Annotated in this window: 10 protein-coding genes; 5 read left to right on the forward strand and 5 right to left on the reverse strand. The window is 67.7% G+C overall.

Annotated elements, in window-relative coordinates:
- Nucleotide 1: 1 nt before the first annotated feature.
- Nucleotides 2–4,318 (reverse strand): alpha-(1->3)-arabinofuranosyltransferase, encoded by a 4,317-nt coding sequence (locus tag EET13_RS02025; RefSeq protein ID WP_122440723.1) that lies wholly within the window; start codon nucleotides 4,316–4,318, stop codon nucleotides 2–4.
- 16 nt (nucleotides 4,319–4,334) lie between these two features.
- Nucleotides 4,335–4,508 carry a DUF2613 domain-containing protein gene (locus EET13_RS02030; RefSeq protein ID WP_023369784.1) on the reverse strand — a complete coding sequence of 58 codons (174 nt, stop codon included), beginning with the start codon at nucleotides 4,506–4,508 and terminating at the stop codon, nucleotides 4,335–4,337.
- 303 nt (nucleotides 4,509–4,811) lie between these two features.
- On the opposite strand from EET13_RS02030, the gene EET13_RS02035 reads away from it, so the two are divergent.
- Genes EET13_RS02035 through EET13_RS02045 form a run of 3 tightly spaced genes read left to right on the forward strand, consistent with a single transcriptional unit; the run spans nucleotide 4,812 to nucleotide 7,955 of the window.
- Nucleotides 4,812–5,987 carry a glycoside hydrolase family 3 N-terminal domain-containing protein gene (locus EET13_RS02035; protein WP_122440724.1) on the forward strand — a complete coding sequence of 392 codons (1,176 nt, stop codon included), beginning with the start codon at nucleotides 4,812–4,814 and terminating at the stop codon, nucleotides 5,985–5,987.
- 57 nt (nucleotides 5,988–6,044) lie between these two features.
- The gene (locus EET13_RS02040; protein WP_122440725.1) at nucleotides 6,045–6,683 is read left to right on the forward strand and encodes a TetR/AcrR family transcriptional regulator; all 639 of its coding nucleotides are present in this window, start codon (nucleotides 6,045–6,047) and stop codon (nucleotides 6,681–6,683) included.
- A gap of 60 nt (nucleotides 6,684–6,743) precedes the next feature.
- Nucleotides 6,744–7,955, forward strand: a complete 1,212-nt coding sequence (locus EET13_RS02045) for a chloride channel protein (RefSeq protein ID WP_122440726.1) — start codon at nucleotides 6,744–6,746, stop codon at nucleotides 7,953–7,955.
- 3 nt (nucleotides 7,956–7,958) lie between these two features.
- Here the strand turns inward: EET13_RS02045 and EET13_RS02050 are convergent, their stop codons facing one another.
- Nucleotides 7,959–8,801 carry a MaoC/PaaZ C-terminal domain-containing protein gene (locus EET13_RS02050; RefSeq protein WP_122440727.1) on the reverse strand — a complete coding sequence of 281 codons (843 nt, stop codon included), beginning with the start codon at nucleotides 8,799–8,801 and terminating at the stop codon, nucleotides 7,959–7,961.
- A 17-nt stretch (nucleotides 8,802–8,818) separates the two neighbouring features.
- A complete protein-coding gene (locus EET13_RS02055; protein ID WP_122440728.1) occupies nucleotides 8,819–10,183 on the reverse strand; it encodes a 3-oxoacyl-ACP reductase in 1,365 nt (454 codons plus the stop codon).
- Nucleotides 10,184–10,286: 103 nt separating this feature from the next.
- Here EET13_RS02055 and EET13_RS02060 point away from each other — a divergent pair, with 103 nt between their 5' ends.
- The gene (locus EET13_RS02060; protein ID WP_425293995.1) at nucleotides 10,287–11,678 is read left to right on the forward strand and encodes an acetyl-CoA C-acetyltransferase; all 1,392 of its coding nucleotides are present in this window, start codon (nucleotides 10,287–10,289) and stop codon (nucleotides 11,676–11,678) included.
- 307 nt (nucleotides 11,679–11,985) lie between these two features.
- Here EET13_RS02060 and EET13_RS02065 read toward each other — a convergent pair whose 3' ends face one another.
- The gene (locus EET13_RS02065) at nucleotides 11,986–13,821 is read right to left on the reverse strand and encodes an acyl-CoA dehydrogenase (RefSeq protein ID WP_122440729.1); all 1,836 of its coding nucleotides are present in this window, start codon (nucleotides 13,819–13,821) and stop codon (nucleotides 11,986–11,988) included.
- A gap of 479 nt (nucleotides 13,822–14,300) precedes the next feature.
- Here EET13_RS02065 and EET13_RS02070 point away from each other — a divergent pair, with 479 nt between their 5' ends.
- Nucleotides 14,301–14,789, forward strand: a complete 489-nt coding sequence (locus EET13_RS02070) for a flavin reductase family protein (protein WP_122440734.1) — start codon at nucleotides 14,301–14,303, stop codon at nucleotides 14,787–14,789.
- The last annotated feature ends 226 nt before the right edge of the window (nucleotides 14,790–15,015 follow it).

The following is a 15,015-nucleotide window of genomic DNA, read 5'->3' on the forward strand; positions in this document are numbered from 1 at the left end:
GTCACTTCTCCTGTCTGGGGTCCTGTCTGGGGTCCTGTCTGGGGTCCTGTCTGGGGTCCTGTCTGGGCTCCTGTCCGGGGCTCCCATCTCCGGCCCGCCTCACCACCGACGCGGCCAGCACCGCAACTGAAATCAGGGCCAGCAGTTGGACACTCGCCGAATGGCCGGCGTAACCGTCCACCGACCGCCACGGATGACGAGACAGTACTGCCCCGGCCAGAATCAGGCCACCCGCGCTCAATCCGGTGGTGACCCCGTCGCGCAACCTCTCCCGGTCGCGCAACACATACCGCAACCCGAAGGCGGCGCCGGCCGCGGCCACCCCCGCCGCGCCGGCAATCGTCCCTGCCGCCGCCAGCGCCGCGACCGCGGCCCACGGCCCAGGTGACCATGGACGCGCCGGCGGATCGTTCGGAACCTGCCGTCGCCGCCAGAGCGCAAGCATGGCCAGCACCGGCAGCAGGCTCAGCCCAACTGCCAGACCGGACCGATACGCCGGGTTGGGGGCAAAGGTGAGGGTGATGGTGCCCGCATCACCGGCGGGCACCACCCAACCCTGTTGCCAGCCGTTGACCGCGACTGGAGTCAGCCGGGCTCCGCTACGGCCGTGCGCCACCCAGCCGGGGTTGATGCTTTCCGGAATGACCAGCACCCGCGAGGTTGCCGAGGCGGGCGCCCGCACCTCCCGACGGTCCGGTCCCCACATCCCGGTTGATGCGGGAACGGTGGTGGCGGTCGGCGATTCGGCTGCTTCCGGAGTCGTCAGCTGGGCGCCGTCGACAATGAACTCCGCGCCCGGGCTGATCAACAGCTCCTGGCGGCCGGGCGGCAGCGTGATGGGCTCGCGTTCGCACGGCAGCGCGGCAACCGGTTCACCGGCCAGCAGCGCCGCCACCGTGGTCCGTAACGACGTGTGCACGAAGCGGCCGGCCACCGCTATGACCGGCCCGCGCTCGCAGTCGACGGTGATCGCTCGCGATCGGTTCCGCAGGGCATCCGCCGGTGCGATCGGGCTACCGTCGGGCCCGAGCGCGGCCACCTCGGCCAGACCGGGAGGCTTGAGCTGGTCGAAGCCCAGCGCGTTGCGGTCGATGATGTCTTCCCAGTCGAGCAGGCTGATGGTGACAGTGTCGGTGACGCGCGGGTGCAACGACAGCGTCTGCGGCTCGCCATCGCGACTGACGGTGCGCACCTGGGGCCCGTCGCCCAGGTCGACGGCCACCATCGTCGGGTGGGCGGGCAACGTCGACCGGCTCGGCAGCAGGCGCAGTCCGGCGACCTCGGTGGGCCGCGGCAACGTGAGGGTGAGAGTCGGCGGCGATTTGTGCTGCACCACCCGCTGCGGCGCTGTCCACGCGGTGGCGGGGTCGCCGTCGGTGGCCGCGTAGGCCGAGCCCAGAACGTCGAGCGTATCGGAATCGCCTCGAGCGCGGGTGGTTTCGGGCTCGGCGATCAGATCGGCAAGTTTGGGACCCTGCCTGGGCCGCACCCACACCGTCGGGTCCGCCGTCGTGGACCGCGGCACGGTCAGCGTGCGGCTGAAGTTGACCGGCTCTTCCGGGGCCAGGGCCATCGACGCGGCGCAGCGCAGGGTGTCGGGCGCCGGCGCGCAGCCCGGCCTGCCCAGCAGTTCGGACCCCAGGTCCCAGCGCGCGATCACCGAATCAGCCGGCGGCCCGGGCACCGACACGGTGTGGCGCAGCTGGACCGGGTGGGCGAACCCGGACGCGTCGTACTGGGTGATCGCCAGGTCGGTGATGCCGAACTGCACCCCCGCGGACCCGTCGTCGGTGGCGGCCGCAGTGACCCGTACCCACGGCGTTTCGCCGTAGGGTAGCGCCGCGGTCAGCGGTTTTCCCGCCTCGTCGAACCGCAGGGTGGTGCTGCCGGTGGCGGTCTCGACCAGGATGCGCCGGATCTGTGCGCCGACGGCGGTCGCGCTCGGGGTCAGGGTGATGACCGCGTTGGTCACCGGGTGATCGAAGTCCACCTGCAGCCATTGCCCGACGGCGGCCTGCAGGGCGTTGGACACCCAGGCGGTCGCCGAGTCGCCGTCGACCGCAGCGGCCGCCGAGGTGGCCGGAGCGACATCGGGCATTGCGGTGGAATCCGCCGACGAACTCGACACCGTGATGCGGCCACCGGCCCACTGGCCGTACACCAGATCGGCGCCGGGAACCGGATAGTCCGGCACCCGGTTGTAGGTGTGCCGGGCGTCTCCGGGCGCCCGGATCGCTGACGAGTGCTGGTCGACGCGGCCGTAGTCGGTCTCGCGGGCGACCGGGGTGTCAGTGACGGTGACCATGGGCACCGGCAAACCGGCGGCCTGGGCATCGGCCGTCAGCAACACCGGACCCAGTCCGGGCTGTCCCGACAGCCGCCGGCGCTCGTCCAGGCGCAGTAACACTTCCGGCCCGCCGTCGACGCGGGGTAGCCGGTCGGTGTCGGCGAAGTAAGGCGCCCCAGCGGCAACCGAATCGCCGGTTCCGGAAATCACTCGGTATATCTCTACAGCGGGATAGCGCGGCCGCAGTCCGCTGTCGTTGACGAACCCCGCCAGCGAACCCGGACCCACCGGCGCGCCGAACTCCGCCACCTTCGCCAGCCCGGGTGAGCCGGCGATGGCGCGGTGCACCAGGATCGGGCGCGCCGAGCGCGACGTCTCGGGGTCCAGATCGTTACGCACCACCAGATACGAAATGCCTTGACGGGCAAGGGTATCGGCCAAGCCGGCCGAAGGGCGTCCGGCGGCGAACAGCCGTTGCACCGAGTCCAGCGCGCGGATGGTCTGCGGCGGGGTCAGCGGGATGGAGTCGCGCACCCCCCAGGGGCTGCTGCCCAGCACCTGCAGCGGCTCGTCGTGGCTGGTGCCCCACACCTGGGTGGCGAATGGCGCTCCCGGCACCACCAGCACCCGCCCGGGTGTGGGCGCACCGGTGTTATGCGCGCTGAGCCAGTCGGCGGCCTCCTGCCAGTACCGGGGTATCGCGCCGAACGTGCCGCGCGGTGCGAGCCGCCCGGTCCAGGCCAGCGAGGTGCTCACCAGCAGCGCGATCAGCACGACGAGGCCCACAGCCACCCGCCTGTCGCGCTCGGGATGTGCGAATGCGCTCAGCCACAACGGCTTCGGCGTGTCACCGGGAAGCGGTATCCGGCCCAGCAAGTGCGCGATACCCAGCGCCACCGGCAGCCGGATCACCGGCCCCACCTTGTGCACGTTGCGCAGCGGAGTGCCGGCCGCGTCCAAGAACGTCTGCACCTGGTGGGCCAGCGGCGAGCCCAGTCCGCCGCTGTAACCCACGGCCAGCAACACCATGCCGGCCAACAGCATCGTCACCATGCGGCCGCGGGCCGGCATCGCCGGGCTGGCCAGCCCGGCCAGCCCGGCCGCCGCCACCAGACACGTACCCAGGATCGCGACCGACCCGGTCACCAGCGGTGCCGCGGCCGTCGCCTCGGGCGCCACGAACGGGGTCCAACTGTCGGTGCCGCGCAACATTTCCACCAGCGAGGACCATTGCGTCGTCACACCGGAGGATTCGATGAAGTCCAGAAACGGCGGGCTGACGCCGCGCAACTGACTCAGTGCGACCACCCACCACAGCGTCGCCAGCGCCAGCGCCACCAGCCACCACGCGGTGTATCGCCACCACAGCCGGTTGGGCCGGTGACAGGCCAGCCAGATCAGGGCCGGCAGACACCCGGCCGCCGTCGCGATGGCGTTGACCGCTCCCATCAAGGCCACCGCCAGCCCGGCCTGGGCCGCCAGCGCGCGCACCGAGCGGCCCGACGCGCCCCGCAGGGCCAGAATCGCCGGCAGCAGCACCCACGGCGCCAGCATCATCGGCAGGGTCTCCGACGAGATCGAGCCCAGCGTGGTGAGCACCCGGGGTGACAATGCGAACGCGGCCGCCCCGATCACCCGCGATCCCGGGCTACCGATGCCCAGCGCCTCGGCGACCCGCAGCAGACCCCAGAAGCCGGCGGCGAGCAGCACCGCCCACCACAGCCGCTGGGTGATCCATCCCGGTATCCCGAACAGGTGGCCGGCCAGGAAGAACGTCCCGTGCGGAAACAGGTAGCCGTATGCCTGGTTCTGTGACTGGCCGAACGGTAGATCGCTGTTCCACAGATTCGTCGCGCGCGCCAGGAACCGCAGCGGGTTGGCGGTGAGATCGAGTTTGGTGTCGGGCGACACCTGACCGGGTGCCTGCACCAACGTCAGCGTCAGCGACACCACGCCAACCAGCAGCAACCAGCGGCGAGAAAGTGGCGTTACCGGCGGGTCTGCTGCGAGCGCCGGCGGTCCGGCCTTCAGAGCCTGCCCCGCCGGGCTAACTACGGTTGCCGTACTCGACCCGGTTCAGCACCGACGACGACGGATCCCCGCCGGGCAGCGGCGGCTTGGTGTCCTGCTGCACCATCAGCGTGATCCCGAAGATTGCGGCCGCGCCCAGCAACAGACCAACCACCACGCTCGCAGCGGCGGGCGCGACGATCCGGTTCATCGATAGCTCCTTGAGGCGTCAGGTCGTGGCATGGAGAAAGCTAGCGTCAACCTAGCAGAACGACTTCCCACGGCGGTCGGCAGCGATCGTCGGGGCGGGGCAGGTTGCTCCGGCACGGTGACGTCACCGCCCGCGCCGATCGACAGCCCGCGGCACCACCGCCGCTGCCGTCAGCGTGAACCCGGGCATACCGCACGTCACTGCTCGTCCCTGCCATCCGGGGGTTGGTCGACTGTGTAACTAGGGGTAACAGGGGGTGCCCCCCGAACCCGGTGATGAAACACCCCGTGACAGCATGGCCGGATGGCTTTTCCGCGCACCCTGGCTGTGCTGGCCGCGGCATCAGCGCTGGTGGTGGCGTGCAGTCACGGCGGCACCCGAACCGGATCGTCGTCGACGACGGCGTCGAGCACGCCGGCCGGTCCGCCCCCGGCAGCTGCTCCGGCACCACGCGTCTGCGCCGACCCGGCGGCCGTGCCGGCGTCGCTGTCCATCCGGGACAAGCTGGCCCAGCTGCTGATGGTGGGGGTGCGCGACGCCGCCGACGCCAAGGCGGTGGTGAGTACCTACCACGTTGGCGGCATCCTGATCGGCAGCGACACCGACCTGTCCATGCTGAACGGCCCGCTGGCCGAAATTGCCGCCGCCGCCGGCCCGCTGCCGCTGGCCGTCGGCGTCGACGAAGAAGGCGGCCGGGTGTCGCGATTGCACTCACTAATGGGCGGGAGAGGACCGTCGGCCCGGGAACTGGCCCGGACCCAAACCGTTGCGCAGGTCCACGATCTGGCGCTGCAGCGGGGCCGGCAGATGAAGAAACTGGGTATCACCGTCGACTTCGCGCCGGTGGTCGACATCACCGACGCCCCGGACGACACGGTGATCGGGGACCGCTCGTTCGGCTCGGATCCGGATAAGGTCACCGCCTACGCCGGCGCATACGCGCAGGGGCTGCGCGACGCCGAGCTGTTGCCGGTGCTCAAGCACTTCCCCGGTCACGGGCGCGGCTCGGGCGATTCACACACCGGCGGCGTGACGACGCCGCCGCTGAGCGAGCTGGTGGCCAGCGACCTGGTGCCTTACCGCACCCTGCTGACCCAGGCCCCGGTCGCGGTGATGGTGGGCCACCTGCAGGTTCCCGGGTTGACCGGCAGCGAACCGGCCAGCCTGAGCAAGGCCGCCGTGGACCTGCTGCGCACCGGCACCGGATACGGCGGCCCCGCTTTCGGCGGCCCGGTGTTCAGCGATGACTTGTCCAGCATGGCGGCGATTTCGGACCGGTACGGCGTGGCCGAGGCGGTGTTACGCACCTTGCAGGCCGGCACCGACATCGCATTGTGGGTCACGACCAAAGAGGTGCCCGCCGTGCTGGACCGGTTGGAACAGGCTTTGGCTGCCGGCGAATTACAGATGCCGGCGGTCGACGAATCGGTCGTGCGGGTGGCAGCGATGAAGCATGTCGCACCCGGCTGTGGTCATTAGTTGACCGTGGATTGCTTACCCTAGAGTCTGGTTGACCGGCTGGAGGGGTACACGGCAATGGCAGGTGGTACGAAGCGGCTGCCCCGTGCCGTCCGCGAACAGCAGATGCTGGATGCCGCCGTGCAGATGTTCTCGCTCAACGGTTATCACGAGACCTCGATGGACACCATCGCCGCCGCGGCGCAAATCTCCAAGCCGATGCTGTACCTGTACTACGGCTCCAAGGAAGACCTGTTCGGCGCCTGCCTGAACCGTGAAATGAACCGGTTCATCGACGCGCTGCGCGCCGATATCGACTTGACCGTGAACCCAAAAGACCTGCTGCGCAACGCCATCGTGTCCTTCCTACGCTACATCGACGCCAACCGGGCGTCCTGGATCGTGATGTACACCCAGGCCACCAGTTCGCAAGCGTTCGCCCAGACGGTGCGCGAGGGACGTGAGCAGATCATCGAACTGGTCGCCGGGATGCTCCACGCCGGGACTCGCAGCCCGCGGTCGGAGGCCGAAATCGACATGATGGCCGTGGCGCTGGTGGGCGCGGGTGAGGCCGTCGGCACCCGGCTCAGCGTCGGCGACATCGACGTCGACGAGGCGGCCGAGATGATGATCGACTTGTTCTGGCACGGCCTCAAGGGCCCGCCCGCCGAACGCGACGCCGGCCCGAACCTGGGTTCCAACGTCGCCGCAGGCTAGATTCGTGCGGTGCCTAACCGGCCGGCCCGCCCCCACCTCGATTTCTTCTGCGCGGTCCTCATGGTCGGCCTGCTGGCCGGGCTCGCCGGGTTGTCGACGACGGTGGTGCTGCGCTTCGTCGAACACCTCACCTATCACTACACATTCGGCTCGCTGCTCGAGGGGATCACCGGCAGCAGTTCGGTCCGGCGCGCGGTGGGTCCGATGGTCGGCGCCGCGCTGGCGGGGCTGGGCTGGTGGATCCTGCGACGCAGAACCGAGGTGCCGCCGCTGGCCGGAACCATCGCCCGGCACGAGCGGATACCGCCGGTGTCCTGGAGCGTCGACGCGTTGCTTCAGATCGCGCTGGTGGGCTCCGGCGCTTCACTGGGCCGCGAGGGCGCACCGCGCCAATTCGCGGCCGCCCTCAGCGAGGTGGGCACCCGATGGCTGCACCGGTTGTCACCCGCTGACCGGGAAATCCTGCTGGCATGCGCCGCCGGCGCGGGTCTCGGGGCGGTCTACGCCGTCCCGCTGGCCGGGGCGCTGTTCACGCTGCGGATCATGCTGAACACCTGGCAGCTGCGGGCGGTGGGGGCGGCGCTGATCACGTCCAGCGTGGCCGTCGCCATCGGTTCGGCCGTCACACATGATCGCCCCCAACTCGATTGGCCCGGTGCCGAATCGACATATCTGCTCAGCGCCCACGCATTGTTGCTGGCGCCAATCGCACTTGCCGTGGGTTTGACGTTCAACCGGATCATGGCCGCCGCGCGACCGGCTACCCTGCTACGGTCCTGGATGCTGATCCCGGCTCTGGCGGCCGCCGGGTTGTTGACCGGCGTCTGCTCACATTGGTGGCCTCAGTTGCCCGGAAACGGCAAGAGCATTCTCACGGTCAGCCTCGCCAGCGGAATGACGCTGTCGTCGGCGGCCGTGATCTTGGCGCTGAAACCATTGCTGACCGCCCTGTTCCTGCGTGCCGGCGGCGCCGGCGGGTTGCTGACGCCGTCGTTGGCCACGGGTGCGGCGGCGGGGTCGCTGCTGGTGCTGACGCTCAATGCGGCGGCTGGGACGCACCTGCACGGGCCGGTGATCTCGCTGGCCGGTGCCGCGGGCGTGCTTGCGGTCACTCAGGACTCGCCGATCTGGGCGGCCATCTTCGTCTGGGAGCTGGCGCGGCCGCCGATCTGGATGCTGGTGGTCTTCTTGGTCACCGCGGTCGGCGCGCAAGCACTGAAGAGGCTCGCGGGCGGTCGCCGGCTCGCGCTCCTCGACCATCGCGCGGGCTGATCGCTACAGCGGACGGACGGTCCCGGTCAGGTGCGGGTACCCCTTCGACAGATTGCGTAGCGTCAGGTCCCACCCGTCATCGACTTCGTCGATGTAGGCGCCGACACTGGCCGGCAGCAGCACCGGCTTGCCGAATCGCACCGAATACCGCACCGCATCCGGCAGCCGGGCTTCGATATTGGCCAAAACCGCTGCGGCACTGAACATTCCGTGTGCGATGACAGTGGGGAAGCCGAACAGTCGGGCCGCGATCGGATTGGTGTGGATGGGGTTGTGATCACCGCCGACGCCGGCATAGCGGCGGATTCGGCTCGGCGTGATCCGCAGCATGGCGGCCGGCGGGGGCAGCTTGGGTTGCTTCTGTGGCGGCGGTTTCGGTTCGCCGGACAAGCTGGTGCGTTGCTGATGCAGAAAGGTCGTCACCTGCTGCCAGGCGAGCTCGTTGCCGACGCTGATCTCGGTCACCAGGTCGACCAGCAGCCCCTTGCGGTGCTCGCGCAGGTTTTCGGCGTGCACCCGCACGCCCACCGTGTCGGTCACCGCAATGGGCCGGTACCGGGTGATGTGATTCTCGGTATGCACGGATCCCATTGCCGCGAAAGGGAAATCGAAACCGGTGACCAGTGACATCACCGAGGGAAATGTCAACGCGAACGGATAGGTCAACGGCACCGTGTTGCCGTAGCGCAGACCCGTGACCGCCGCGTAGTCGGCCACATTGGTCGGGTCGATCCGAAGCTCCTCAACCGTCACCGTCCGGGCGGGCAGCTGGACGCCGCGGGGCACCATTGGCAACGCCCCGGCTGCCGCCCGGAGCATATTTATCAGGCCGCTTGGCTGGTTCACCGGATCCTCCTAGCCGCTCAAGCGCCGATCATGGCCTGGCCGCAGACCCGAATGACGTTGCCGGTCACCGCATTCGACGCCGGGCTGGCGAAGTAGGCGATGGTCTCGGCCACGTCGACGGGCTGCCCGCCCTGCATCAGCGAGTTCAGCCGCCGGCCTACCTCGCGGGTGGCCAGCGGTATCGCCGCCGTCATCTGGGTTTCGATGAATCCCGGCGCGACGGCGTTGATGGTGATGCCCTTCTTGGCCAGTTCGGGTGCCAGCGCCTGCGTGATGCCGATCATGCCGGCCTTGGTGGTGCCGTAGTTGGTCTGTCCACGGTTGCCCGCGATGCCGGCGATCGACGAGAGCCCGACGATTCGTCCGCCCGCACCGATGCTGCCGTTTCCCACCAGACCCTCGGTAAGCCGCAGCGGCGCAAGCAGATTGACGGCGACGACGCTGTCCCAGCGGGCGTCGTCCATATTGGCCAGCAGCTTGTCCCGGGTGATACCGGCATTGTTGACCAGGATGTCGGCCTTACCGCCGTGGTGGTCGCGTAGGTGCTCGGTGATCTTGTCGACGGCGTCGTCGGCGGTGACGTCCAGCCACAGCGGGGTGCCGCCCACGCTGCTGGCTGTTTCGGCCAGCGCCTCTTCGGCAGACTCCACATCGACGGCCACCACCCGGGCGCCGTCGCGGGCGAACACCTCGGCGATCGTCTTGCCGATGCCCCGAGCAGCGCCGGTGACGATGGCGACCTTGCCGTCCAGCGGCCGGTCCCAGTCGGCCGGTGGCGTGGAATCAGCCGCCCCGAGATAAAACACTTGACCATCGACGTAGGCAGACTTGGCCGAGAGGATGAACCGCATGGTCGATTCCAGCCCGGTGGCGGCCGGCTTGGCGTCGGGCGCCAGGTACACCAATGCGACCGTGCTGCCGCGCCGCAATTCCTTGGCCAGTGAGCGGGTGAAGCCCTCCAGCGCGCGCTGCGCGATCCGTTCATGGGTGCCGGCAATCGCCTCGGGAGTGCTGCCCACCACAGCCACCCGCGCGCAGGCGCCCAGATTGCGCAGCAGCGGTGCGAAGAATTCGTGCAGGCTCTTGAGCCCGGCCGGGTTGGTAATGCCGGTGGCATCGAAGACCAGCCCGCCGAACGAGTCGGCCCAGCGGCCGCCGAGGTTATTGCTCACCACGTCGTAGTCGTCGTCCAGTGCGGCGCGCAGCGGCTCGACCACCCGGCCGTCACCTCCGATCAGCAACGATCCGACCAGGGGCGGATCTCCCGGTCGATACCGGCGAAGCGTCTCAGGTTGCGGGACCCCGAGTTGTTTGGCCACGAACGATCCGGGTCGAGAACTGACAACCTGTGAGAACAGATCGGGCGAGAGCTTGGGAGCCACTGAGCTGCCTTCCGTGTCGGGTTGTGTTGCTATAAGCCAACCGTATCGAAGGACGAACTTACTTGAGAGTAAGAACAGTGGGTAGTATGGCCTGCAACGGCTGATGCCCAAAATCCGCAAGGCCTCCGAAATACCGAAGAACCCGCAGATACCCGGAGAACGCAAAGTGCCCGCAGCTGCTCGCCAGAATTCCGAGTCCACGCGTCGAGTCGCCGTCCTGGGCGGCAATCGCATTCCCTTCGCCCGGTCCGACGGCGCTTACGCCGATGCGTCCAACCAGGACATGTTCACCGCGGCCCTGGGCGGGCTGATAGACCGGTTCAACCTGCGCGGTGAACGCCTGGGCTTGGTGGCCGGTGGCGCCGTGCTCAAGCACAGCCGTGACTTCAACCTCATGCGTGAATGCGTGCTGGGCTCCGAGTTGTCGCCGCACACTCCGGCCGTCGACCTGCAGCAGGCCTGCGGCACCGGCCTGCAGGCTGCGATCGTCGCCGCCGACGGTATCGCGGCGGGTCGGTACGAGGTGGCAGCCGCCGGCGGCGTGGACACCACGTCCGACCCGCCGATCGGCCTGGGCAATGACCTGCGCCGCAATCTACTCAAGCTGCGCCGGTCCAAATCCAACGTCCAGCGATTGAAGCTGCTGGGTACGCTGCCGGCCAACCTCGGCGTGGAGATCCCGGCCAACAGCGAGCCGCGTACCGGGCTGTCCATGGGCGAGCACGCGGCCATCACCACCAAGCAAATGGGCATCAAACGCGTCGACCAGGACGAACTGGCCGCCGCCAGCCATCGCAATATGGCTAACGCCTATGACCGCGGCTTCTTCGACGACCTGGTGACCCCCTTCCTGGGGCTGTACCGCGACGACAACATGCGTCCCAACTCCAGCGCTGAGAAACTGGCCACCCTGCGCCCGGTTTTCGGAGTGAAGGCCGGCGATGCGACCATGACGGCGGGTAACTCCACGCCGCTGACCGACGGCGCCTCGGCGGTGTTGCTGTCCAGCGAGCAGTGGGCGGCCGACCATTCGCTGCCACCGCTGGCCTACCTTGTGGACTCCGAGACCGCGGCCGTGGACTATGTCAACGGCAGCGACGGCCTGCTGATGGCGCCCACCTACGCGGTGCCGCGGCTTCTGGCCCGAAACGGGCTGAGCCTGCAGGATTTCGACTTCTACGAGATCCATGAGGCGTTCGCCTCGGTGGTGCTGGCCCACCTGCAGGCGTGGGAATCCGAGGAGTACTGCAAGCAGCGGTTGGGCCTTGACGCCGCGCTCGGTGCGATTGATCGCTCCAAGCTCAACGTCAACGGTTCGTCACTGGCTGCCGGGCACCCTTTCGCCGCGACCGGCGGGCGGATCCTGGCTCAGGCCGCCAAGCAACTGAGTGAGCAGAAGGCAGCCGGAAAAGGTGGCTCGGGTAAGCCTCTTCGTGCGCTGATCTCGATCTGTGCGGCCGGTGGCCAGGGCGTAGCCGCAATTCTGGAGGCTTGACAAGGCCTGCACAAGGCGGTCCAACGATCCGGGAAACGAAGAGATTTGCGGGCGGGTTTATTACCTGTGGCCGATGGGTAATTGTTAGCTCGGATAGCCCCGTGTTGCGGTCTGACCCCCCGACCCCGACGGCAGCGCGGGGCAATCCGTAGTCGACCGCCGGTCGGCAGTCCTTTACGACGGGCGTACGAAAAGGGCCGCCGCTGGAACGAGGGGATCCAGCGGCGGTCTTTTTGGGACGCCCCCCGCAGACGCAGATCCCCCGTTTCAACGAGGAAACGGGGGATCTGGCTGTTATGTAAGGGCTTTAGAAGGCGGCCTCGTCGAGCTCCATGATGTCGTTGTCCAGCGTCTCGATCACCTCGCGGGTGCTGGTCAGCAGCGGCAGGAAGTTCTTGGCGAAGAACGACGCCACCGCAACCTTGCCCTCGTAGAAGGCGCGCTCGTCGCCGGTGGCACCTGTGTCGAGAGCCTCCACCGCCACCGCGGCCTGGCGCTGCAACAGCCAGCCGATGATCAGGTCACCGACGCTCATCAGGAACCGCACCGAACCGAGGCCCACTTTGTAAAGGCTCGTGACGTCCTGCTGAGCGGCCATCAAGTAGCCGGTCATCGTGGCCGCCATGGCCTGGACGTCGGTAAGCGCCTTGGCCAGCAGTGCCCGTTCGGTCTTCAGCCGGCCGTTTCCGGACTCGCTGTCGACGAACTCCTGGATCTGGCCCGACACGTGGGCCAGCGCGACACCCTTGTCCCGGACGATCTTGCGGAAGAAGAAGTCCTGCGCCTGGATGGCGGTGGTGCCCTCGTACAGGGAGTCGATTTTGGCGTCCCGGATGTACTGCTCGATCGGGTAGTCCTGAAGGAAGCCGGAGCCGCCCAGGGTCTGCAAGCTCTCGGTGAGCTTGGCATAGGCCTGCTCGGAGCCCACGCCCTTGACGATCGGCAGCATGAGGTCGTTGACCTTGGCTGCCAGCTTGGCGTCCACGCCGTGCACCGCCTCGGCAACCGTCGCGTCCTGGAACGTCGCGGTGTAGATGTAGAGCGCGCGCAGACCCTCGGCGTAAGCCTTCTGGGTCATCAGCGACCGGCGGACGTCGGGGTGATGGGTGATGGTCACCCGCGGCGCAGTCTTGTCTGTCATCTGGGTGAGGTCCGCGCCCTGGACGCGTGACTTGGCATATTCCAGCGCGTTGAGGTAGCCCGTCGACAAGGTTGCAATGGCCTTGGTGCCGACCATCATGCGGGCCTGCTCGATGACCTCGAACATCTGCGCGATGCCGTTGTGCACCTCGCCGACCAGCCAGCCTTTGGCCGGCACACCGTGCTGGCCGAGCGACAGCTCACAGGTCGCCGACACCTTAAGTCCCATCTTGTGCTCGACATTGGTGACGAAGACGCCATTACGTTCGCCCAACTCGCCGGTCTCGAAGTCGAACAGGAACTTGGGCACGAAGAACAGCGACAGGCCCTTGGTGCCCGGACCCGCACCCTCGGGGCGGGCCAGTACCAGATGGAAAATGTTCTCGAACAGGTCACCGGAATCACCGGAGGTGATGAACCGCTTGACGCCGTCGATGTGCCACGAGCCGTCCTCCTGCTGGACAGCCTTGGTGCGTCCGGCGCCTACGTCCGAGCCCGCGTCCGGCTCGGTGAGCACCATCGTCGAGCCCCAGCCGCGCTCGGCAGCCAGCACGGCCCACTTCTTCTGCTCCTCGGTGCCCAGGTGGTAGAGGATGTTGGAGAAGCCGCCGCCGCTGGCGTACATCCACACCGCCGGGTTGGCGCCCAGAATGTGCTCGTGCAGCGCCCAGACCAACGCCTTCGGCATCGGCATGCCGCCCAGTGCTTCCTCGATACCGGCTTTGTCCCAGCCGGCGTCCATGACGGCGCGAACGGAATCCTTGAAGGCCTCGGGCAGGATCACCGCGTGTGTCTTCGGGTCGAACACCGGCGGGTTGCGGTCGCCCTCGACGAACGATGCGGCAACCGGTCCCTCGGCCAGGCGACTGACCTCGACCAGCATCTCCCGGGCGGTGTCGGCGTCCAGATCGCTGAACTCGCCGTCACCTAAAGCTTTGTCAACGCCCAGCACCTCGAACAGGGTGAACACCTGGTCGCGGACGTTGCTCTTGTAGTGGCTCACTACGGTCCTCCTCGTTGAGAATGCCACATGCGGTTGGGTACTAGGTCTAAGTTACCCACCAGTAACACCGCTAAAATATATCGGCTGCGCAGTTGTACGCAAGTAGATGTGAGCTATATTTCACTTGCGAACCAACCAACCGGTTGGATTCGGCTTCTTGGCGGCCCCGGCAGGCCGTCCTAGCTGCGATGATAGTAGTCACCATGGCGAACGTGGCGAGCGTCACGTCGTCCCGGTAGTGGACTTGCGCCGGTTCGGCTAGACCGCACTTTGCATGCACCCGGTGTGGCCCTACGGTAGATGCCCCACCGGCGAAACGCCGGACCCGCCTTGCTCGGTGTACCTGGCAACCCTGCCCGGAGAAACGGAACGCGACCGCGCTCGAAAGCGACATCCCGGTACGGATGTGCCACCGATATTGCGCCGGGTAGTCTCGGCTGCGAGAAGTCCGTCCTCGGCCCGAGGGGCGAATGAAGTCGGTGAATTCACAGCGCAACCTGACACCGTCCTCACTGCGTGAGGCTTTCGGACACTTCCCGTCCGGGGTGGTGGCTATTGCCGCCGAAATCGACGGCATTCGGCACGGCCTGGCTGCCAGCACCTTCGTTCCCGTCTCGCTGGACCCGCCGCTGGTGTCGTTTTGCGTGCAGAACATTTCGACGACATGGCCCACACTCAAGGTTGCCCCGATGCTGGGCATCAGCGTGCTCGGCGAAACCCATGACGAGGCGGCGCGCGCTCTGGCCGCCAAGACGGGGGATCGGTTCGCCGGGCTGGAGACTGTATCCAGCGACACCGGTGCGGTGTTTATCAAGGGCACCAGCCTGTGGCTGGAGAGTGCGATCGAGCAGGTTATCCCGGCCGGGGATCACGCCATAGTGGTCCTGCGGGTCAATCAGGTCACCGTCGATGCCGACGTGGCGCCGATCGTCTTCCACCGCAGCGTCTTCCGCCGGCTCGGCGTCTGATCCCGCACCCGGGGTCGCTGCGCCGATCGAAGCTGCGACCGCGGGGGCGACCGCGGCTGTGGCAGCGCGGCTTAATCAGCGCGGTAGCCGGCCGCTAGGCCGAAGTTACGGCGTGTTTGAGCGCTAATTGTGTGTCTGGTCTGCGGCTATGGTGTTGCAGCGGTCTCGAAACGTAGCCAAAATATATGGTGTGTCGGGTCTGGAATTCTTGCGAATAACGCTATGA

Source organism: Mycobacterium attenuatum (genome assembly GCF_900566085.1).
Lineage (GTDB): Bacteria > Actinomycetota > Actinomycetes > Mycobacteriales > Mycobacteriaceae > Mycobacterium > Mycobacterium attenuatum.